The sequence below is a fragment of the Arthrobacter sp. JUb115 genome, from assembly GCF_004365035.1.
Classification (GTDB): Bacteria; Actinomycetota; Actinomycetes; order Actinomycetales; family Micrococcaceae; genus Glutamicibacter.
Genome location: NZ_SOBS01000003.1, coordinates 227,642 through 245,862 on the forward strand (window position 1 = coordinate 227,642; position 18,221 = coordinate 245,862).

General features: G+C 60.6%; 21 protein-coding genes. 10 read left to right on the forward strand and 11 right to left on the reverse strand.

The window, feature by feature from the left end; translation table 11 throughout:
- The first annotated feature begins 105 nt into the window (after positions 1–105).
- The 7 genes from EDF61_RS06560 (at position 106) to EDF61_RS06590 (ending at position 5,285) form a co-directional block, all read left to right on the forward strand.
- On the forward strand, positions 106–1,047 hold the full coding sequence (locus EDF61_RS06560; protein WP_286172134.1) for a DUF2797 domain-containing protein: 942 nt from the start codon (positions 106–108) through the stop codon (positions 1,045–1,047).
- Positions 1,048–1,134: 87 nt separating this feature from the next.
- Positions 1,135–1,410 (forward strand): hypothetical protein, encoded by a 276-nt coding sequence (locus EDF61_RS06565; RefSeq protein WP_133833606.1) that lies wholly within the window; start codon positions 1,135–1,137, stop codon positions 1,408–1,410.
- A 101-nt stretch (positions 1,411–1,511) separates the two neighbouring features.
- Positions 1,512–1,958 (forward strand): MaoC family dehydratase N-terminal domain-containing protein, encoded by a 447-nt coding sequence (locus tag EDF61_RS06570; RefSeq protein WP_105656888.1) that lies wholly within the window; start codon positions 1,512–1,514, stop codon positions 1,956–1,958.
- A 2-nt stretch (positions 1,959–1,960) separates the two neighbouring features.
- Positions 1,961–2,401, forward strand: a complete 441-nt coding sequence (locus EDF61_RS06575; protein ID WP_133833607.1) for a MaoC family dehydratase — start codon at positions 1,961–1,963, stop codon at positions 2,399–2,401.
- 2 nt (positions 2,402–2,403) lie between these two features.
- Positions 2,404–3,603 carry an MFS transporter gene (locus EDF61_RS06580; protein ID WP_105656886.1) on the forward strand — a complete coding sequence of 400 codons (1,200 nt, stop codon included), beginning with the start codon at positions 2,404–2,406 and terminating at the stop codon, positions 3,601–3,603.
- Between the two features lie 52 nt (positions 3,604–3,655).
- On the forward strand, positions 3,656–4,717 hold the full coding sequence (locus EDF61_RS06585; protein ID WP_133833608.1) for a UDP-N-acetylmuramate dehydrogenase: 1,062 nt from the start codon (positions 3,656–3,658) through the stop codon (positions 4,715–4,717).
- Between the two features lie 52 nt (positions 4,718–4,769).
- Positions 4,770–5,285 (forward strand): GNAT family N-acetyltransferase, encoded by a 516-nt coding sequence (locus tag EDF61_RS06590; protein ID WP_286172136.1) that lies wholly within the window; start codon positions 4,770–4,772, stop codon positions 5,283–5,285.
- A gap of 81 nt (positions 5,286–5,366) precedes the next feature.
- Here the strand turns inward: EDF61_RS06590 and asd are convergent, their stop codons facing one another.
- From asd to EDF61_RS06635, 9 genes are all read right to left on the reverse strand, one after another.
- Entirely contained in the window at positions 5,367–6,485 is a 1,119-nt protein-coding gene (gene asd, locus EDF61_RS06595; protein WP_133833610.1) for an aspartate-semialdehyde dehydrogenase, read from the reverse strand.
- A 112-nt stretch (positions 6,486–6,597) separates the two neighbouring features.
- Positions 6,598–6,825: an NF038396 family protein gene (locus EDF61_RS06600; protein ID WP_105656882.1), complete on the reverse strand. Its 228-nt coding sequence runs from the start codon at positions 6,823–6,825 to the stop codon at positions 6,598–6,600.
- A gap of 7 nt (positions 6,826–6,832) precedes the next feature.
- Positions 6,833–7,408: a dihydrofolate reductase gene (locus EDF61_RS06605; protein ID WP_105656881.1), complete on the reverse strand. Its 576-nt coding sequence runs from the start codon at positions 7,406–7,408 to the stop codon at positions 6,833–6,835.
- Positions 7,405–8,214 (reverse strand): thymidylate synthase, encoded by an 810-nt coding sequence (locus tag EDF61_RS06610; RefSeq protein ID WP_105657074.1) that lies wholly within the window; start codon positions 8,212–8,214, stop codon positions 7,405–7,407. Before EDF61_RS06610 ends, EDF61_RS06605 begins: the two co-directional genes overlap by 4 nt.
- A 109-nt stretch (positions 8,215–8,323) precedes the next feature.
- Complete coding sequence (locus EDF61_RS06615; protein ID WP_105656880.1) at positions 8,324–8,653, reverse strand: GNAT family N-acetyltransferase; 330 nt, start codon at positions 8,651–8,653, stop codon at positions 8,324–8,326.
- A 139-nt stretch (positions 8,654–8,792) separates the two neighbouring features.
- Positions 8,793–9,800 carry an NUDIX hydrolase gene (locus EDF61_RS06620; protein ID WP_133833611.1) on the reverse strand — a complete coding sequence of 336 codons (1,008 nt, stop codon included), beginning with the start codon at positions 9,798–9,800 and terminating at the stop codon, positions 8,793–8,795.
- A complete protein-coding gene (locus EDF61_RS06625) occupies positions 9,800–12,016 on the reverse strand; it encodes an RNA degradosome polyphosphate kinase (RefSeq protein ID WP_133833612.1) in 2,217 nt (738 codons plus the stop codon). Before EDF61_RS06625 ends, EDF61_RS06620 begins: the two co-directional genes overlap by 1 nt.
- Before the next feature lie 84 nt (positions 12,017–12,100).
- Positions 12,101–13,057 carry a mycothiol synthase gene (mshD, locus tag EDF61_RS06630; RefSeq protein ID WP_133833613.1) on the reverse strand — a complete coding sequence of 319 codons (957 nt, stop codon included), beginning with the start codon at positions 13,055–13,057 and terminating at the stop codon, positions 12,101–12,103.
- Between the two features lie 52 nt (positions 13,058–13,109).
- Positions 13,110–13,778, reverse strand: coding sequence for a winged helix-turn-helix domain-containing protein (locus EDF61_RS06635; protein WP_105656876.1), 669 nt, complete (start codon positions 13,776–13,778; stop codon positions 13,110–13,112).
- Positions 13,779–13,976: 198 nt separating this feature from the next.
- Here EDF61_RS06635 and EDF61_RS06640 point away from each other — a divergent pair, with 198 nt between their 5' ends.
- From EDF61_RS06640 to ygfZ, 3 genes are all read left to right on the forward strand, one after another.
- Positions 13,977–14,645, forward strand: a complete 669-nt coding sequence (locus tag EDF61_RS06640) for a hypothetical protein (protein ID WP_105661542.1) — start codon at positions 13,977–13,979, stop codon at positions 14,643–14,645.
- A 266-nt stretch (positions 14,646–14,911) separates the two neighbouring features.
- Complete coding sequence (locus EDF61_RS06645) at positions 14,912–15,526, forward strand: heme-binding beta-barrel domain-containing protein (RefSeq protein ID WP_133833614.1); 615 nt, start codon at positions 14,912–14,914, stop codon at positions 15,524–15,526.
- Positions 15,527–15,528: 2 nt separating this feature from the next.
- On the forward strand, positions 15,529–16,611 hold the full coding sequence (gene ygfZ / locus EDF61_RS06650) for a CAF17-like 4Fe-4S cluster assembly/insertion protein YgfZ (RefSeq protein ID WP_133833615.1): 1,083 nt from the start codon (positions 15,529–15,531) through the stop codon (positions 16,609–16,611).
- Between the two features lie 74 nt (positions 16,612–16,685).
- Here the strand turns inward: ygfZ and EDF61_RS06655 are convergent, their stop codons facing one another.
- Together EDF61_RS06655 and EDF61_RS06660 are read right to left on the reverse strand one after the other, a co-directional pair.
- Positions 16,686–17,714 carry a 6-phosphofructokinase gene (locus EDF61_RS06655; protein WP_105656872.1) on the reverse strand — a complete coding sequence of 343 codons (1,029 nt, stop codon included), beginning with the start codon at positions 17,712–17,714 and terminating at the stop codon, positions 16,686–16,688.
- Positions 17,715–17,968: 254 nt separating this feature from the next.
- Positions 17,969–18,211 carry a PspC domain-containing protein gene (locus EDF61_RS06660; RefSeq protein WP_105656871.1) on the reverse strand — a complete coding sequence of 81 codons (243 nt, stop codon included), beginning with the start codon at positions 18,209–18,211 and terminating at the stop codon, positions 17,969–17,971.
- Between the last annotated feature and the right edge of the window lie 10 nt (positions 18,212–18,221).

The window sequence follows — 18,221 nt, forward strand, 5'->3', positions numbered from 1 at the left end:
TCGTCCAGCAAACTTTCGGGCTGCAGGCGCCGGCCAACCTGCCTTGCAGGAGCTGGCCATGTCCGGTGAACTATCGTTGAAGAGGTAACTTCGAGGAAGGCATCGATGGAATTCGCCAGCGACCACCGGCAGCTCTGCCACGGCATCAGCTTCTCAGAGCATGAATACGCCCCCATGCTCCGGCTTCGGCAAGCGGAAAAATGGAGCACCGAATACCTGGAAGCCAACCGTTCGCTAAGCCTGCGCATCGGCGAACTGAAATTCTGCCTGGGCTACATCACGATGAACAGCGATGGCTCTCGCAACACCTTGCCTTGCCCGAAGAACAAAGCGCTGCGTACCGGAACCCAGTGCGAACGCTGCCGCCGGCTGGATCATTCAAAGTTCATGCATCATTTCCACAAGACCGGCGAAGCCCCGGAGGGCATGCGCAAGTACCTGGAGCAGCCGCACTTCTTGTATGTCGCAAGCTTCGCCCATGGGGCGACCAAGGTCGGTACCACCTCGACCCAGAGCAAATGGACTCGCTTGGCGCAGCAGGGAGCGGTCATTGCCCGCTATGTTGCCCGCGCCGCTGATGGCGCCGCTATTCGAGTGCTCGAAGACCTGGTCACTGAACACGTGGGCCTGAGCCAGCAAGTCCGGCAGAAGTCCAAGATCAAGGGACTGGCCAGCTGGGAACTGGACTACGCCCAGCTGGACCAGATCAACTCCGAAGCGGCAAGCCGGACCCGGGCCTTCCTTGGCGCCCAGCGGGGTCTGGAGACCTACGGCGTGCAGCTGCGCGACGAGCTATGGAAACAACCGGCCTTCGCCCGCCCGGTCGTTGACGCCTGGGATACCCATGCGCTGCATGCCTGGAATACGGCACTGGGCGGGAACACCGTGAATCTGCGCATCCGCGGCGTGCTGGGGCAAAGCATCCTCGCAGACAGCGGCGAAGGCACCACCGTGCGCCTGCTGGATGCCGCCGAGTTGAAGACCCGCGAGGTCGCCATCGTGGAGAACTTCGGAGATTTCAGGGAAGAGCAATCCGCCCTGTTCTGAATCAGGCCCAGCGTTGTCGGGGGAGTCACGGGGAAATGCCCCGGCCTCAATGAGCGGACACAGCCGGAGCTGAACTAGACTTGAACCATGACCAACACTCCTTGGGAATCGGCCTCATCACGCTATAAGAAGCTCGTCTTCGCTGCCATGGGCATCATGGGCGCAGGCATCATCTTGGCCATCATCGGCGCCAACATTCCATCGCTGCCAACGGTCTACACAGCAATCGGCATCATGGTCATCGGCATGCTCTGCCACATCGCCAGCCTGGTTGTCCGCGCCAAGGATGCGCGCCAGTGGCGCATTGCCAATGGCCTGGCGGCCCCACGAGCCAAGAAGCGCCCGGCCGACGGGCAGGACTAGGGCTCCGCAAGAATTCCACCGTGTGACCGCTTGGCTGCGCCCGGGTCCCGTATCCGGCAGCAGCCTCGCCTGGCCACTTCCAACAACGTTCAGGAGAATCCATGGGCATCAACCCCGACCTGGTAGGGCGCATCTACCCTGCCGGCGAGTCCTACCAGGTAGGCCGCGAAAAGATCCGCGAATTCGCCAAGGCCACCAAGGCCGCCAACCAGGCGCACTACGATGTGCAGGCCGCTCGCGAGCTGGGCTATAGCGATGTCGTTGCCCCTCCGACCTTCGCGATCATCATCGCCCAGCGCGCTGACGCGCAGCTGATTGCCGACCCTGCCAGCGGCATCGACTTCTCCCGCGTGGTGCACGCCGACCAGCGCTTCACCCATCACCGTCCGATCGTTGCCGGCGATGAACTGCTTGCCGAGCTCTACGTGGACCAGGTCCGTGAAATGGGTGCCGGTGCCATGATCACCACCCGCGCGGAAATAACCACCGTGGCTGGCGAGAAGATCGCAACCACCGTTTCATCGCTACTGGTACGAGCTGAGGACTAAGCATGATTGAATTCGAAAGCCTCGAAAAGGGCCAGGTCATTGGCTCGCACACGGTGCAGGTCAACCGCGCGGACCTCGTCCGCTATGCAGGTGCCTCGGGCGACTTCAACCCGATTCACTGGAATGAGCGCTTCGCCAAGGAAGTGGAACTGCCATCGGTGATCGCCCACGGCATGTTCACCATGGGATCGGTCATCGACCTGGTCTCCCAGTGGGTCGGCAACCCGGGAGCCATCATCGACTACCAGACCCGCTTCACCAAGCCGGTAGTCGTCGAAGATCCCGAAGGAACCAACCCGGCGAATCACGAAGGTACCACCATTTCGGTGGAGGGCAAGGTCGGCGCCTTGGACTCCGAAGCCCGCACCGCCCGCATCGATTTGGCAGTCTCGGCCCATGACAGCAAGGTACTGCTCAAGTGCCAAGCCGTGGTGCAGCTCTAGGCATGCAACTTCCCGGTGAAGCGCAGAGGCCTGTAACCCAGTGGCGCAACGCGCTGATGGCCGCCTACCTGGCCAGCGGCCTGCTGATCTCGGCCCTGGTTTCGCGCTTGCCCGCAGTGCGTGATGCCCTGCAGCTGGACCACGCCAGCGTTGGACTGCTGCTGCTGTGCATGAGTGCAGGATCCTTCCTGTCCGTCTCGGTCTCAGGACAACTGGTTCTGCGCCTTGGGGCCACCCGCGTCATGCGCATCGCCGCGACAATAGCCGGCTGTTCACTCATTCTTGTAGGCGTGGGCGCAGGAATCTTTGGCAGCGCCCTGATCTGCGGCATCTTCCTCTTCGCCCAGGGCCTGGGGACCGCATCATGGAATGTCGCCTCCAATGTCCAAGGCGCGGCCATGGAGCGCGCCTTGGGCAAGAGCATCATGCCCGCCCTGCACGGTTTCTTCTCCATCGGCACCGTGATCGGTGCCGGCGCTGGTGCGCTAGGTGCCCGACTGCAGATCCCGTTGCAGTACCACTACGGCTTCATGGGCCTGGTTATCGTCTTCACCGTGCTCTACAGTGCCCGATTCTACGGAGAAGACTACAGCCGGACCCCGCGCACCAGCAGCGGGACCTCGCTGAAGAAGGCATGGACCGAACCGCAGACCGTCCTCTTGGGCGTTCTGGTTCTGGGCATGGCCCTGGCTGAAGGCGCAGCCGGCGACTGGGTGGCCATGGCACTGGTGGATGGATACCACACGAAGGAAGGCGTGGGAGCCATCGGCTACGGCGTCTTCGTTACCGCCATGACCCTGACCCGGCTGCTGTCCGGCGATCTGATCTTGCGCCTGGGCCGTGTCGTCATGATCCGGGCCAGCGCCATCAGCGCCCTGGTCGGGGTACTGCTCTTCGCCTTTGGCAACAACCTGCCGCTGGCCTTCGTGGCCTTGGCCATCTGGGGCATGGGCGTGGCCCTGACCTTCCCGCTGGCCATGAGCGCGGCATCGGATGATCCTGTTCATGCCGCGACCCGCGTCTCGGTAGTGTCCACCATCGGCTACGGCGCCTTCCTCGGTGGCCCGCCGCTTTTGGGACTGCTGGCTGAAGTCATCGGCCTGCTACCTGCTTTGGGTTCCATTTCCATCCTGGTGGTCGTGGCCTTCTGCTTGTCCTCTAATGCCGCCGGAAACCGTACCGGCGGCGCAGGCAAAGCGTAGAACGCCGGCCGGCCGCACCTATTCGTTCCCATACGGAAAGTAAACTGAAGCAATGCTGAAGAATCTGACCACGACCCACGTTGGTGGGCCAGCCCAGCAATTGGTGACCGCTACCAGCGAAGCTGAACTGGCTCAAGCCGTTGCGGCAGCAGACACCGCAGGGCACGACGTTCTGCTCATTGGCGGGGGTTCCAACCTGGTGATCTCCGACGAGGGGTACCCGGGCGTCGCAGTGCAGATCGCCACCCGCGGACTGCACCTGGACGAGCAGCCTAATGGCAAGGTGCTGCTGCGCGCTGCCGCCGGCGAGAACTGGGACACGACCGTTGAATACAGCCTGGCTGAGGGCCTGAGCGGACTGGAAGCGCTCTCGGGCATCCCCGGGTGCACCGGTGCCACTCCGGTGCAGAACGTCGGGGCCTACGGGGCAGACATTTCCCAGACCCTGGCGTGGGTGCGTGCCTACGACCGCCAGAGCAACCAGGTACTCAAGCTGGATAACTCCGAGCTTGGTTTCGCCTACCGCGATTCGGTCATCAAGCGCACGAGCACCAACGGATCCCCACGCTACGTGGTCCTGGAAGTGGCCTTCCTGCTGACCCGTGAAAATGAATCGGCTCCTATCCGCTATGCAGAGCTGGCCCGCCGGCTCGGAGTTGAAGCTGGCGAACGCGCCGACGCGCTCGAAGTGCGCCAGACCGTTCTGGACTTGCGTCGTTCCAAGGGGATGGTCTTTGATGCCAGGGATGCCGACTCGCACTCCACGGGTTCCTTCTTCACCAACCCCATCGTTGAATCCAGCGTCATGGGCAAGCTTCCCGAGAACGCTCCGAGCTACCCGGCGGAACAAGCTGGCTTCCTCAAGCTGTCCGCCGCGTGGCTCATCGACCAGGCCGGTTTCGGCAAGGGCTACGGCTTGGAGGGGACCGAGGGGTTCGCGCTCGCTGGCGGCCGAGCGTCCCTGTCCACCAAGCACACACTGGCCATCACCAACCGCGGGGAAGCCACCGCCCAGGACATTGTGGCCATTGCGCGGGCAGTTCGTGCCGGCGTGCAGCAGCGTTTTGGCATTGAACTGGTCAATGAGCCGCTGCTGATCGGCCTAGCTCTCTAAGCGAGCAGCATGCCAGCCATCGCCGGAACACGGGAGGAAAACAAGGGTGCACTTGTCATTGCGAAAGCTCGCGCTGGAGGATATCGACCTGCTGGAAGCGAACTTCCAATCCGTGCAGGGCGCCGGTGAAGCCCAGTGGTTCGGCTTCTGGGATACGAACAAGCTGCGCGCCCGTGTCGGCCAGGACCAGTTGATCGGCAACGCCGATGGCGCGCTGGCGGTCTGCTTGGGGGAGCAGGTAATCGGCAAAGTCGATTGGTTCACCGTTTCGTCGTGGGGCCGGGCCAACACCTCGGCCTGCTGGGAAGTCGCTATCGGCATCTTTGCCCAGTACCGCGGCCAGGGCCATGGCACGCAGGCGCAGAAGATGCTCGTCGACTACTTGTTCACCCACTACCCCCGTCATCGGATCCAGGCTACGACAGCCGCAGAAAATGCGGCTGAGCAAAAGTGCCTGGAGAAGCTGGGGTTCACCCGCGAGGGTGTCATCCGCCAAGCGCAGTGGCGCGCCGGTGCGTGGCATGACCAGCTGATCTATTCAGTACTCCGGGATGAGTGGGCCCACTAGAGCTCATCCGCAGGGGAAATGGCCAAGCCCAGAACAGAAATTTCTGTTCTGGGCTTGGCCATGGCTTTGCCTCGGAGGTGCCTAGAGGCGGCCCTGGGCGATAGCGAGCATGCGGCGCAGCGGCTCGGCAGCGCCCCACAGCAGCTGGTCTCCAACGGTAAAGGCCGAGATGTACTCAGGACCCATTTCCAGCTTGCGGATACGGCCGACCGGGATATCCAAGGTACCGGACGCCGCGACCGGAGTCAGCTCGTCCATGGTGGCTTCCTTCTCGTTGGGAACGACCTTGGCCCACTGGTTGTCTGCTGAGAGCAGCGACTCGATTTCGGAGACCGGCAGGTCTTCCTTCAGCTTCAGCGTCAGTGCCTGCGAGTGCGAGCGCATGGCACCGATGCGGACGCACAGGCCGTCCATGATGATCTGCTTGTCGCCGGGGGTCTGCAGGATCTTGTTGGTCTCAACGCCTGCCTTCCACTCTTCGCGGGACTGGCCGTTGCCCAAATCAGCGTCGATCCATGGGATCAGCGAGCCGCCCAGTGGTACGCCGAATTGCGCGGCATCCAGGTTTCCGCGCTGGGTTTCCAGGACCTTGCGGTCGATTTCCAGGATGGCGCTGGCTGGATCAGCCAACTCGCTGCCCACCGACGCATTGATGTCGCCGAACTGGGTGAGCAGTTCGCGCATATGGCGTGCGCCGCCGCCGGAAGCGGCCTGGTAGGTCATCGCGGTGCCCCACTCGACTAAGTTGTTCTTGAATAGCCCGCCCAAGCCCATGAGCATGCACGAGACGGTGCAGTTGCCGCCGATGTAGTCCTTGACGCGAGAGGCCAGGGATTCATCGATCACGGCTCGGTTGACCGGGTCCAAAACGATGACCGAATCATCATTCATGCGCAGCGAGGACGCCGCATCGATCCACAGGCCGTCCCAGCCGGACTTGCGAAGCTCGGTGTGGACCTTGGTCGTGTAGTCCCCGCCCTGGGCAGTGACGATGATCGGCAACTTGGACAGCGTTTCAATATCGAACGCGTCCTGCAGCGGCCCAGCACCCTCAGCGAATGCCGGGGCGTTGCCGCCGGCATTGGAAGTCGAGAAAAATACCGGGTCAATCTGGGCGAAATCGCCCTCGTCGAGCATGCGCTGCATCAGCACGGAACCAACCATGCCTCGGTAACCTACAAAACCAACAGATGAAGTCATGTATCCATGGTAGGGGCGTTTATCCGGCAGAGCCCGGTTCGTTACACCAGTTAAAGCAGAATCACACCCAAGCCCCAGCAGGGTTCAGGTGTGACTCGGTGCAGCGAAAGTTTTACTTTTCCTCAAGCAGCAGCTTGCGGTTCTTGATCGCCCACATGGCGGAGAAGATAAAGATCTGCGTCGGGACCAGCAGCATGATCAGGCCGAATACCTTGTGGCCGCCGAGAACCATGAAGAAGCCGAGTACGGCCACCACCAAGGCCAGCAGCGGGAAGAGCATGTATCCGAGAATGAAGAGTGCTTCGGGGTGCTGCTTGAGCTCTCCGATGTATTTTTTCATGGTCGTTCTAATCCTTTTGACGAAGCCAGGTTTCAAAGCGGTAGCGGGTACCGGTGGAGGAAGTGTGCCAGTGGGCAGCTTCCGAATCTAGGGACGGATCGGATGCGCCCAGAGCGAAGCCAGCGGTGAGCTTCGGTGCGGAGGTATCTCCAGCAGGGGAGGCATCGAGCTTGGTAATCACCGCGACGTCCAGCAGCGCCAGTGCCTGGGCATAGACCTTTCCGCCGCCAATGATCCATACTTCTTCGCCGCCGGCGCTGCGCTGTGCCAACGCGATGGCTTCTTCCAAGCTGGAGACGGGGAGTGCGCCATCCTTGCGCAGCTGCGCGTGGGCATCAGCCTGCGTGGTCAGCACGATGTTGGTGCGTCCTGGCAATGGACGGAACTTCGCCGGGAAGGAATTCCATGTGGCACGACCCATGATCACTGGATGGCCAGCGGTCGTGCGCTTGAAATGGGCCAGGTCCTCGGGAACGTGCCATGGCATGGCGCCGTCAGCGCCAATAATGCCGTTCTCGGCTTGGGCCCAAATGGCGCCAACCAGCGGTTCAACGTCGTGTGCGTGGCGAGGCTTGGGAGTCATACCGCTACGGCTCCCTTGATCGTCGGGTGGTGCTGGTAGTCGTTGATGCTGAAATCTTCCAGCGTGTAGTCGAAGATCGACTCGGGCTTGGAATTGAAGCTGAGCGTCGGGTATGGGTAAGGATCGCGGGAGAGCTGCTCCTTGACCTGTTCCAAGTGGTTGGTGTAGATATGCACGTCGCCACCAGTCCAGATGAACTCGCCTGGCTCCAGATCGAGCTGGTGGGCAAGCATGCGCGTGAGCAGTGCGTAGGAAGCGATGTTGAACGGTACGCCCAGGAACATGTCTGCACTGCGCTGGTAGAGCTGGCAGGAGAGCTTGCCCTCGGCCACGTAGAACTGGAAGAACACGTGGCATGGAGGCAACGCCATATTCTGGATCTCTGCGACATTCCACGCCGAGACGATGTGGCGGCGGGAGTCCGGATTGTTCCGCAGCGAGTCAACCAGCTGGGAGATCTGGTCAATGTGGCCGCCATCGGGAGTTGGCCAGCTGCGCCACTGGACACCATAGACCGGTCCGAGTTCGCCGGCTTCGTCAGCCCATTCATTCCAGATGCGCACGCCCTGGTCCTGCAGCCACTTCACATTGGATTCGCCGCGCAGGAACCACAAGAGTTCTGCTGCCACGGATTTGAAGTGCACGCGTTTGGTGGTGACCAGCGGGAAAGAATCCTTCAGATCGAAGCGGATCTGGCGGCCGAATACCGACAGCGTTCCAGTTCCGGTGCGGTCTTCCTTGGAGGCGCCGTTCTCCAGCACGTCTCGAAGCAGATCTTCATAAGGGGTTGCGATTGGAGTCGTCATCTTACCTGTCGTGCTGGTGGTCGGCGCTGGCATATTCACACGTCCCAGTTTAGATCAAACGGAAAGCTCCTGGAACTAAGCGCATTGATGATGCTGCTCGCACTCGTGCCTAGCTCGCAGCCACCATGTCGTTATACTCCGGGTAGCGGCGCAGGTAGTCCTGGACGTAGCTGCACTCCGGAATGATCTTCAGCCCCTTGTCGCGGAACTTGTCCAGAACCAAGGTCACCAGCGCGCGAGCGTATCCGCGACGGCCGAATTCCTCATTGACTATGGTGTGCTGGATGGTGGCGATGCCATCTTCTTCGTAGTAGCCGAGGAAACCGACAAAAGTGGAACCGTGCCACAGCGAATAGCGGCCGCGGCTGGCATCGTGATCCAAACGCAGTCCATGGTGCACAATCTTCTCGACTGGCTGGTTCGGTTGCTGGGCAGTCATGGCATTACCTCATTCTTGGCTGTGACGTGTCTCCTATTCATAGTCTTATCCCTAATCGGAGGCAGATGCAACGGCTGGTGCCACGCCCTGAGAGAACACTGAAGCCCGGCATGCAATGCCGGGCTTCAGCCGCATCAGGCTAATCGTGGTACGGCGTATGAATCTCAAAGGAGACAATTCGCGGGCTGCCGGATTGGACCTGCTGCGCAACGATCAGGGACCCCGGTTCCAAATAGGGATCCTGGTCCGGCAGGGCCATGGCCAGTTCGTCAGTGGAGTTCTGGGCAAGAACCTCCAGCACGAAGGGCAGCACCGGGCGATGGGTGCAAATCACCTGGGAACGGTACTTGTCGAAGAGTTTCTGCACGGCCTTGCGTGCCCGCTCCGGATTGCGTGTCGCCGCATGTTCGGTCAGGGCTTTAATGCTCTTGAGCTTCAAGGCGTGCAAGGCGGCATAGGGAGTGATCGTCTGGACGCACCGCATCCACGGGGAAGAGGCCACGTGCATCGGCTTCCATGCTTCGAGCATCCGGGAAACTGCCTGCGCCTGGCGTCGCCCCGTCGCCGCCAGCGGGCGGTCTCCTTCGGCACGAGTCCAGTTGCCACGAGGCTTGGCCTTGGCATGGCGGACAATGAGCACCGGGTGCGTATCGAGCACGCCGGCTTCATAGGCCAGGAGCAGATCGGACAGCGGCTGGTTGTCCGTGGCAATGGACAGCATTTTGGCAGCCTTCTTGGGACTGGTCCAAAGAGCCTCGTCGCATTCCGCGCCATCAGGCTCAATTACCGTCTGCGCATCGGTCTTGGCTGCCCAATAGTAGACAACCTTGGTTTTCTGGCCCACGGAGTAGGCGGTGGCTGAAAGCGGGATGCCCAAGGTGATGCGCAACCCGATTTCCTCGCGGACCTCGCGCAGCGCACACTCGGCGATGGATTCACCCTGATCCAGTTTGCCCTTGGGCCAGGACCAGTCATCGTACTTTGGGCGGTGGATCAGGAGAACTTGGAGTTTGCCGTCCTTCACGCGCCAGGGGATTGCCCCGGCGGCCACGATGTCGTATTCGCCAAGGCGGATTTCCTCGGCATCTGCAGAACGGATGATGTCACGAGCCCTGGTGCGGGTATCGCGCAGCTCTGGTTCGGTCACTAGCTATTACGTCCACTGTTTCGTCGGCGGGCATGTTCTTCAACTAACCAGAATTGGACGTCCGAGAGCGCCTTGCCATCCTCGCCCTGGTAATGGCGAATCCAGTCGCCATCGGAGTTCAGGTGCCACGAAGCGGTCTTGTCGTCCATGTAGCGGGCCAGCAGGGTGATCATGCGATCAATGTCCTCCTGGTTGCGCAGCGAGACCAGGGCTTCCACGCGACGATCCAGGTTGCGGTGCATCATGTCGGCGGAGCCGATGTACACCAGTGGATCTCCGCCGTTTTCAAACATGAACACGCGGCTGTGCTCAAGGAACCGGCCCAAGATGGAACGTACTTCGATGTTCTCGCTCAGTCCCGGCACTCCCGGGCGCAGGGCGCAGATGCCGCGAACGATGACTTCCACCTTGACCCTTGCCTGGCTGGCCCGGTACAGCGCATCGATGATGGCTTCATCCACGATGGAATTGACCTTGATGACGACCTTTGCCGGCTTGCCGGCCGCGGCGTTGACTATCTCCTTCTCGATATGCGCCAGCAAGCCGGTGCGTACCGAGCGCGGAGCAACCAGCAGGCGGTTGTAGGTCGAGCGCGGGGCGTAGCCCGAAAGCTGATTGAACAGCTTGGAGATATCCTCGCCAACTTCGTCGTCGCAGGTGAGCAGGCCGAAGTCTTCGTAATACCGCGCGGTGCGCGGGTGGTAGTTGCCGGTGCCGATGTGGCAATAGCGGCGCAGCTTGTCGCCTTCGCGGCGAACCACCAAGGAGAGCTTGGAGTGGGTTTTCAGGCCCACGATGCCGTAGACCACGTGCACGCCCGCCTGTTCCAGCTTGCGCGCCCAAGAGATGTTGGCCTGCTCGTCGAAGCGGGCCTTGATTTCTACCAGGGCCAGAACCTGCTTGCCAGCTTCGGCCGCATCAATCAGCGCATCGACGATGGGCGAGTCGCCGCTGGTGCGGTACAGGGTCTGCTTGATGGCCATGACCTTCGGATCAGCTGCGGCCTGTTCCAGGAAGGCCTGCACGCTGGTGGAGAAGGAATCATAGGGATGGTGAAGCAGGATGTCGCGGCGCCGAACGGCCGCGAACACATTGGCGGCTTTGGCAGTTTCTGATTCGTTCAGGTAGTTCGAGGTATGGCCAACATGCTTGGTGTAGTGAAGCTCTGAACGGTCCAGCGACGCGATAACGCCCAAACCGCGCAGGTCCAATGGGGTGGGAAGCTTGAAAACCTCGTCCTCTTCAACACCGAGCTCGCGGGTGAGCAGCTCCATGATTTCAGGGTTGATGTCATTGGCGACTTCCAGGCGAACGGGAGGACCGAAGCGGCGGCGCAGCAATTCCTTCTCCAGCGCCTGCAGCAGGTTCTCTGCATCGTCCTCTTCAACTTCCAGGTCCTCGTTGCGGGTGACACGGAAGAAGTGGTGCTCGACGATTTCCATCCCCGGGAACAACAGCTCCAAGTGCACCGCAATAAGTGCTTCGAGCGGGATGAACCGGGCCGTACGCAACGAAGAGTGCGCCGCGCGGGTGCCGTCGATGCTGATCAGGCGGGCGATGGTGTCTGGCACCTTCAAGCGGGCAAAGAGTTCCTTGCCGGTCAGCGGGTTGCGGACCACCACAGCCAGATTCAGCGACAGCCCGGAGATGTACGGGAATGGGTGAGCAGGGTCAACCGCCAGCGGAGTGAGTACCGGGAATACCTGGGAAACGAACCACTTGGAAAGCAGGTCACGCTCGGATGCCGAGAGGTCTTCCCAGGTGGTGATGCGGATACCCTGCTCGGCCAAATCGGGGTATACCGAGTCGGCGAAGACTTTGGCATGGCGGGTCTGCAGCGCGTGGGCCGAGGATAGCAGCAACTCCAACTGGTCTACCGGGTTCATTCCGTTAGCCGCCGGCACCGCCAGTCCAGCGTGGATGCGGCGCTTCAGCCCGGCAACGCGAACCATGAAGAACTCATCAAGGTTCGAGGCGAAGATGGACAGGAAGTTCACCCGTTCAAGCAAGGGCAGATCGGTGTCTTCGGCCAGCTCCAGAACGCGGGCGTTGAAATGCAGCCAGCTGAGCTCACGGTCAAGGAAACGCTCATTTTTGAATCCGCCATCAGGATGCAGATCCGGTAGCGAATCTGCTGGCTCTATACGATCTTCATTGACCTTCGAGGAAGGAACATCACGTAGCTGAGTACCAGTTTCCTTGGGGTAGCTATTCATCGGCTGAACTCACTTCTTTCCTGCAAGTGGACGCTAAAGACACCGCTGGCGGCAGTCGCGATAAATCAGGGACTGCCGGTACCCCTAGTCTATCTTCTGCGGACCGTACATAATGTCCGCATCCCAAAGTGTGAAGCCCAGCGAGCGGTAGAGCTTAACTGCAGCTTCATTATCGGCATCCACGTACAAGATCACCGCATCGACGCCCAGTTCCAGCAGGTAGTTGATGCCGGTGGTGGTCAAGGACCGGCCCAGGCCTAGTCCCTGCGCTTCGGGAACGACGCCGACAACGTAAACCTCGCCGGTGGGGCGGACCGCGTCTGCGGTAGCAGGATGGATTTTGGTCCAGTGGTAGGCGAGCAGATTCTCCTCCGCGTCAAAGGCCAAGAAGAAGCCGGATGGGTCGAACCAGTCCTCGGACATGCGCGCTTCGAGGTCATTGAGGGTCAGCGAACCTTGCTCGGGATGATGCACGAAGGACTTGGCGTTAGCTTCCAGCCATTGCGGCTCGTCCTCGCCAACACGGAAGGTGCGGACCGTAATCCGGCGATCAATCGCAGGCTCTTCAAGGTAATCGGTGCCTTCGCGGCGCATCCGGAACAGCTCGCGTACGCGGTCCAGGCCCACACCTGCGGCCAGCTTCTTGGCTGCATCGTGGTCGCCGTGCGCCCACGCCTGGATCTTCGAGAGATCCAGCAGCTCACCGAGCTTGCCCAGCAGGGCCCGGCCAATGCCAGCGCGGCGATGCTCGGGGTGGACTACCAGTTCCAGGACCCAAGGCTGATCCGGGGATTCCCGAACCGCGATGGCAACGCCGGCCAACGTCGACTCCGCGCCTTCGCCGGCTTCAGCCAGCAGGGCAAGCAGATTCTGGCTAGGCTCATCGGCTGCCAATGCCACCAGGGTCTGGTCGCTCAACGGCGGGTTGCCATCGGCTTTCTGCGCATCGAGGGCTAGCTGGCGCACGTCGGATAGCGCCCGTTCATCAAGCTCACCGGGGACGTGCTGGATGGAAACAGTGTTCTGTGGCAGTTCGCTCATGCATTTCACGATAGTCGTAAAATGTGCGAAGTGGGTAGGAGTTATCTGAAAGTTATGATTCGGTGTGGAAGCGGTAGCCGACGTTGCGCACCGTTCCGATGAGCTGTTCATGATCGGTGCCGAGTTTCGCGCGCAAACGTCGCACATGCACGTCTACGGTACGGGTGCCTCCGTAGTAGTCGTATCCCCACACTTCATGCAGCAGCTGTTCGCGGGTGAAGACTCGGCCGGGGAACTGTGCGAGGTACTTGAGCAGTTCGAACTCTTTGTATGTCAGGTCCAGCATGCGGTTATCGATACGGGCGGTGTAGCTCAACTCATCGATGCGCAGGCCCGAAGTGCTTTCAGCGGCCACCGGTGCGGGGGCGGGAACCGTGGCTCCGGAGAGCATCAGGCGGATGCGTGCATCAAGCTCGGCAGGGATGGCGGAAGGCAACAGGAAATCAGTCGCAAACCAATCCGAGTTCAAAATGCCCAGTGCGCCTTCGCTGACAACCAGCAGCAAGGGCAGATTCAAATTGGCGTGCAATAACTGCGCCAGGGAGCGCGCCGGAATGAGATCTGTACGGGCATCGAGGATGACCGCGTCGCACTCAGGGATTTGGCTCAGCGACTCCGTTGTTGCAGGGAAGAAAGAAATCTCGTGCAATAACAGTTCGAGTGCCGGAAGAACTTCAGCGGCATTTTCGGCATGATTACTTAATAGCAGTAGGTGAGCCAATCGGTCTTCCTCCTGCCAGATAGTTGCGAAAAAATCACTTTTACGTGTCACAGTATAAGGAATGAATCAGTTGAAGCACGCATGTGAACACGCAAGTGCGGACACATTACCGTCAGGAATCAGAATTTGAGAATCAAGGTTTTATTCAGTGGACTCGTTGCAGCGGCACTGCTTGTCGTTGTTGCAAGTCTGGATTCGATGAGCTGGCTGATGGGTGTGCTCACCGCGGTCTTGCAGCTGATTTTCGCCTATACCTGGCCACGAATGGTCCGCTCTGATGCGCCATGGCCGATCACCATCATCTTGGCGTTGTGCTCTTTGGCGGCTACGGCTTCGACCATGTTCATGCCAGGCGGGTCGGTGATGTCACATAGTGTCGAAGCAATCGCCGTTGGCGTGCTTCTGGTATTTATCAGCCAGGTATTGCGCGGGGCAGAAGCCGAAGGCCGGCTGGCCGGTGTGGTTTCTGGCGTGACCGGCATAGTCCTGGGCGTGCTGGGTTCCGCCTGGGCCGCTAGTGCTTATGTGCCCTACGGCTTTGGGCTGGCCGTCACAACCGTGGTCGCTCTGCTTGGGGCTGGTGCGGTTGCCGTTACCCGCCTGCCAAACCGGATGACCATGATTCTGGCGCCTGTGGTCGCTGCCGCATTGGGCGCGGCCTCCAGCGCGCTGCCAATCGATATGCTCTGGTACCAAGGGGCGACCCTGGGACTGCTGACCGGCTTGCTGGTGGGTTCATTACGGGCATTGGCCTTGGTCAGCCGCAGCGTACGAAACATGAGTGGAATCCTTGGCCTTGCCTGCGCCATCTTGCTGATGAGCGGTGCGGTCAGCTGGTACGCGATGGAAGTGCTGGCTTTCATTTAGCGGTGAGCGGTTCAAATATGATGCTAGCTGCGTCACGCGTGTCGAAGTTCTCCTGCCTCCCGCGCTAAGATGAAGCCATGAATGAAAATTACCTTGCAATCGAAATTTTCTTCCAGGCACTTGTAGTGATCGCCGGTCTCGGAATGGCTGGGTTCGCAGGCTTGGTAGTGAAGCGCCTCTTCCAGGGCCAGAAGTAGAAACAGCGCACACAACAACGTGTGCGCTGTTTTCATTTCATCACTAACTGACTTAGGAGCGAGTAGTCCATGGCTTTTGACCTACCTACGGACCTCACCCCGGAACTTGTACCTTTCGCATGGCTCATCGGCACCTGGGAAGGTGCTGGCCGTCTTGGCGAAGGCGAAGCCGAGGACGAGTTTTTCTGGCAGCAAGTCACCTTCCGCGACGTTGGCGGGCCGTACCTTGAATACCGCAGTGAAGCCTGGCTGACCGAAGCCGATGGCACGAAGCTGCGGATCCTAGCCGTTGAAACCGGCTTCTGGTCCTTGGACCGTGAACAGCAGGAAGCCGATGCCGGTCCTGGCATGGAACCCGGTGACATCTTCCCGGTACTGCGTTCGGCCGACGATGTGCAGAAGCTGCATACCGAAGACGGCTTCAAGATCCAGGCGCAAATTGTCCGACCAGACGGCATCTCAGAGCTGTATTACGGCCTGATTAATGGACCACGCATTCAGCTGGCCACCGAGAGCTTGCTGCGCAGCAAGAACGCCCAAGCTTACGCGTCCTCAACCCGGATCTACGGTCTGGTCAATGGCGAGCTGTTCTGGCGCTGGGATGTTTCCAAGGGCAATATGGATCTTCAAGCGCACGCCTCGGCGGCGCTCAAGCGTGTCACCTCGGAAGGCACGGTGCACTAATCATGGCCACTGAATACCGTTCGGTCCTGCTGGACCGTGCTGCTGCAGTGGAAGCTGGCGGCGTAGATGCCGGCGTCGCAGCCCACTACGGCGCTCCTACCCGCGAAGCTCGCAAACTCGCTGAGGGCCAGGCAATTGCCGATCTGAGCCACTTCGATGTCGTGGAGATCCGCGGCGAAGACCGCCAGAGTTGGCTCGATACGCTCAGCAGCCAGCGCATTTCCAGCCTGAAGCCAGGAGACAGCACCCAGACGCTGCTGCTTTCGGTTCAAGGACGCATTGAGCACGAAATGAAGGTGCTGGCCACCGCAGATCGCTTGCTGCTGATCGTTGAACCTGGTGCCGGAGCAGCGTTGGCGCAGTTCCTGAACTCAATGCGCTTCATGCTGCGCGTTGAGGTCAATGATCTTTCCGAGAGCTACGGCGTATTGGCGGCTACCCGCAAGATTGGCACTGCCGGGAGCCTGGTCTGGGAGAACCCATGGCCCGGAATCACCGACGGTGGTTGGGCCTATTCCCGTGAGGATCACCCGGGCAAGGAACGTCCGTGGTTCTTGCATATCGTGGAGTTGGAGCAGCTTGCCGTCGCAGTAGCTGACGAAGAGCTGTCAGGCATGATGGCTGTCGAGGCCTTGCGTATCGCCGCGTGGGAGCCGCGCTTCGGTGCCGAGATAGACGACAAGACCATTCCCCACGAGTTGGATTGGCTGCGTACCGCGGTGCACATGGACAAGGGCTGCTATAAAGGCCAGGAAACAATTGCCCGGGTGCACAACATCGGCCACCCGCCTCGTCGCATGGTTTTCTTGGACCTCGACGGTTCCATGCACACGCTGCCTGCCACCGGCGCCGAAGTGAAGCTGGGGGAGCGCACGGTTGGCCGGATCACTTCCGCGACTTTGCACTATGAAGCCGGGCCAATCGCCTTGGCCGTGGTCAAGCGCAACGTTGACCCGGAAGCGGTTCTGTCCGTGGTGGACGGCGAAACGAGCTACCCGGCAACGCAGGAAGTCATTGTGGCGACCGACGCCGGCCAGGTCGCTGGGCGCTTTACCGGGTTCCTGAGAACCCCGCCGCAAGGCTAAAGGCCAAAGAGAAGGGCGTGGGTTGGAATGCTGTTCACAGCATTCCAACCCACGCCCTTGGTGTATCTCCAGGCCTAGCCGAAGAGCACGGCGGCCTCTTCGTAGCGTTCCATGGGGACACGCTTGAGGTTGTTCAGTGCGGCACGCAGCGGTACGCGCAGCACCTTGGTGCCGTGCAACGCCACCATGGTGCCCCACGCCTCGGCATGGATGGAATCCACCGCAGCCATTCCCAAACGGGTGGCCAGGACACGGTCAAAAGCGGTGGGGACGCCGCCGCGCTGAATATGTCCCAGCACGGTTGCACGCGTTTCGATGCCGGTACGTTCCTCAATGACCGGGGCGAGCATCTCCCCGATGCCGCCAAGGCGGGCGCGTCCGAAGGAATCGAGACCACGTACCGAGAACGCTTCTTCCATGCCTTCTGGCACAAAGCCTTCGGCCACAACCACCAACGGGGCGCGTCCGCGCTCATGGGCTTCGTTCACCCATTGGCAGATCTGCTCCATGGTGGTGGAAACCTCCGGGATGAGCACCGCGTGCGCACCGGATGCCATCCCCGCGTGCAGTGCAATCCAGCCTACGTGGCGGCCCATTACCTCGGCCACCATGCAGCGGTGGTGGGAATCGCCGGTGGTGCGCAGGCGGTCAATGGCTTCGACCGCAATCTGGTTAGCGGTATCGAAACCGAAGGTGTAATCCGTGGCGTCCAAGTCATTATCGATGGTCTTGGGAACGCCAACGATAGGAAGGCCGGCTTCGCATAGGCGCTGGGCGCCAGCTAAGGTGCCTTCCCCGCCGATGGCAATCAGCGCATCGATGCTATTGGATTTGAGAACCTTGGAAATGTTCTCCGCGCCACCAAGTTCCCCTTCAAACGCATTGGTGCGTGAGGTGCCCAAAATGGTGCCGCCTTGCTTGGCGATGCCACGCACAGCGGTTCGCGGAAGGTCGAAGAAGTCGCCTTCCTTGACGCCGCGCCAGCCGTCGCGGAAACCGACGAATTCGTCGTCGTAGCTTTTGATGCCGTTCAGTACCGCACCGCGGATGACGGCGTTCAGACCGGGGCAGTCGCCGCCTGAGGTCATGATTCCAATGCGCATTGGCCCTCGCTTAGTAATGGGAAAGCCCTGTGCGACAGCTGGAGCGTGCAGGCCCCGTGATAACGCTGTAACAGCAAAGAGTTCCATTCGGATTTCAGTCAATATCCGCGCGCCATTGAGCATCTACTCTGCGTGCCATTGTACGTGCTTAAAGCCACTAGGGCGAGTCTCATGTCACGGAAGTGCACGAGCCTCGCCCTAGCCGGATAGCGATGCCAAGCATCGTTCCCGAGCAGGCCAGCCGGGAACGGTATTTAGAATTTGCGAAGCCAGTTCTGCAAGATGATGGTGTTGTCCTGCGCTGGGATCAGGATCCACGCCAGGATATATGCGGCAACACCCATTACCGGAAGCAAGAACGAAAGCAGTAGGGCGATACGCACCAAGGTGACATCCCACCCGAACTTGTCGGCGATGCCCCCGGCGACGCCACCGGCCAATCGGCCTGGCCCGCGACGAAGCGGCATGGAACGAAGCGAGTTGAAGAATGCGTCCATCAGAGAACTC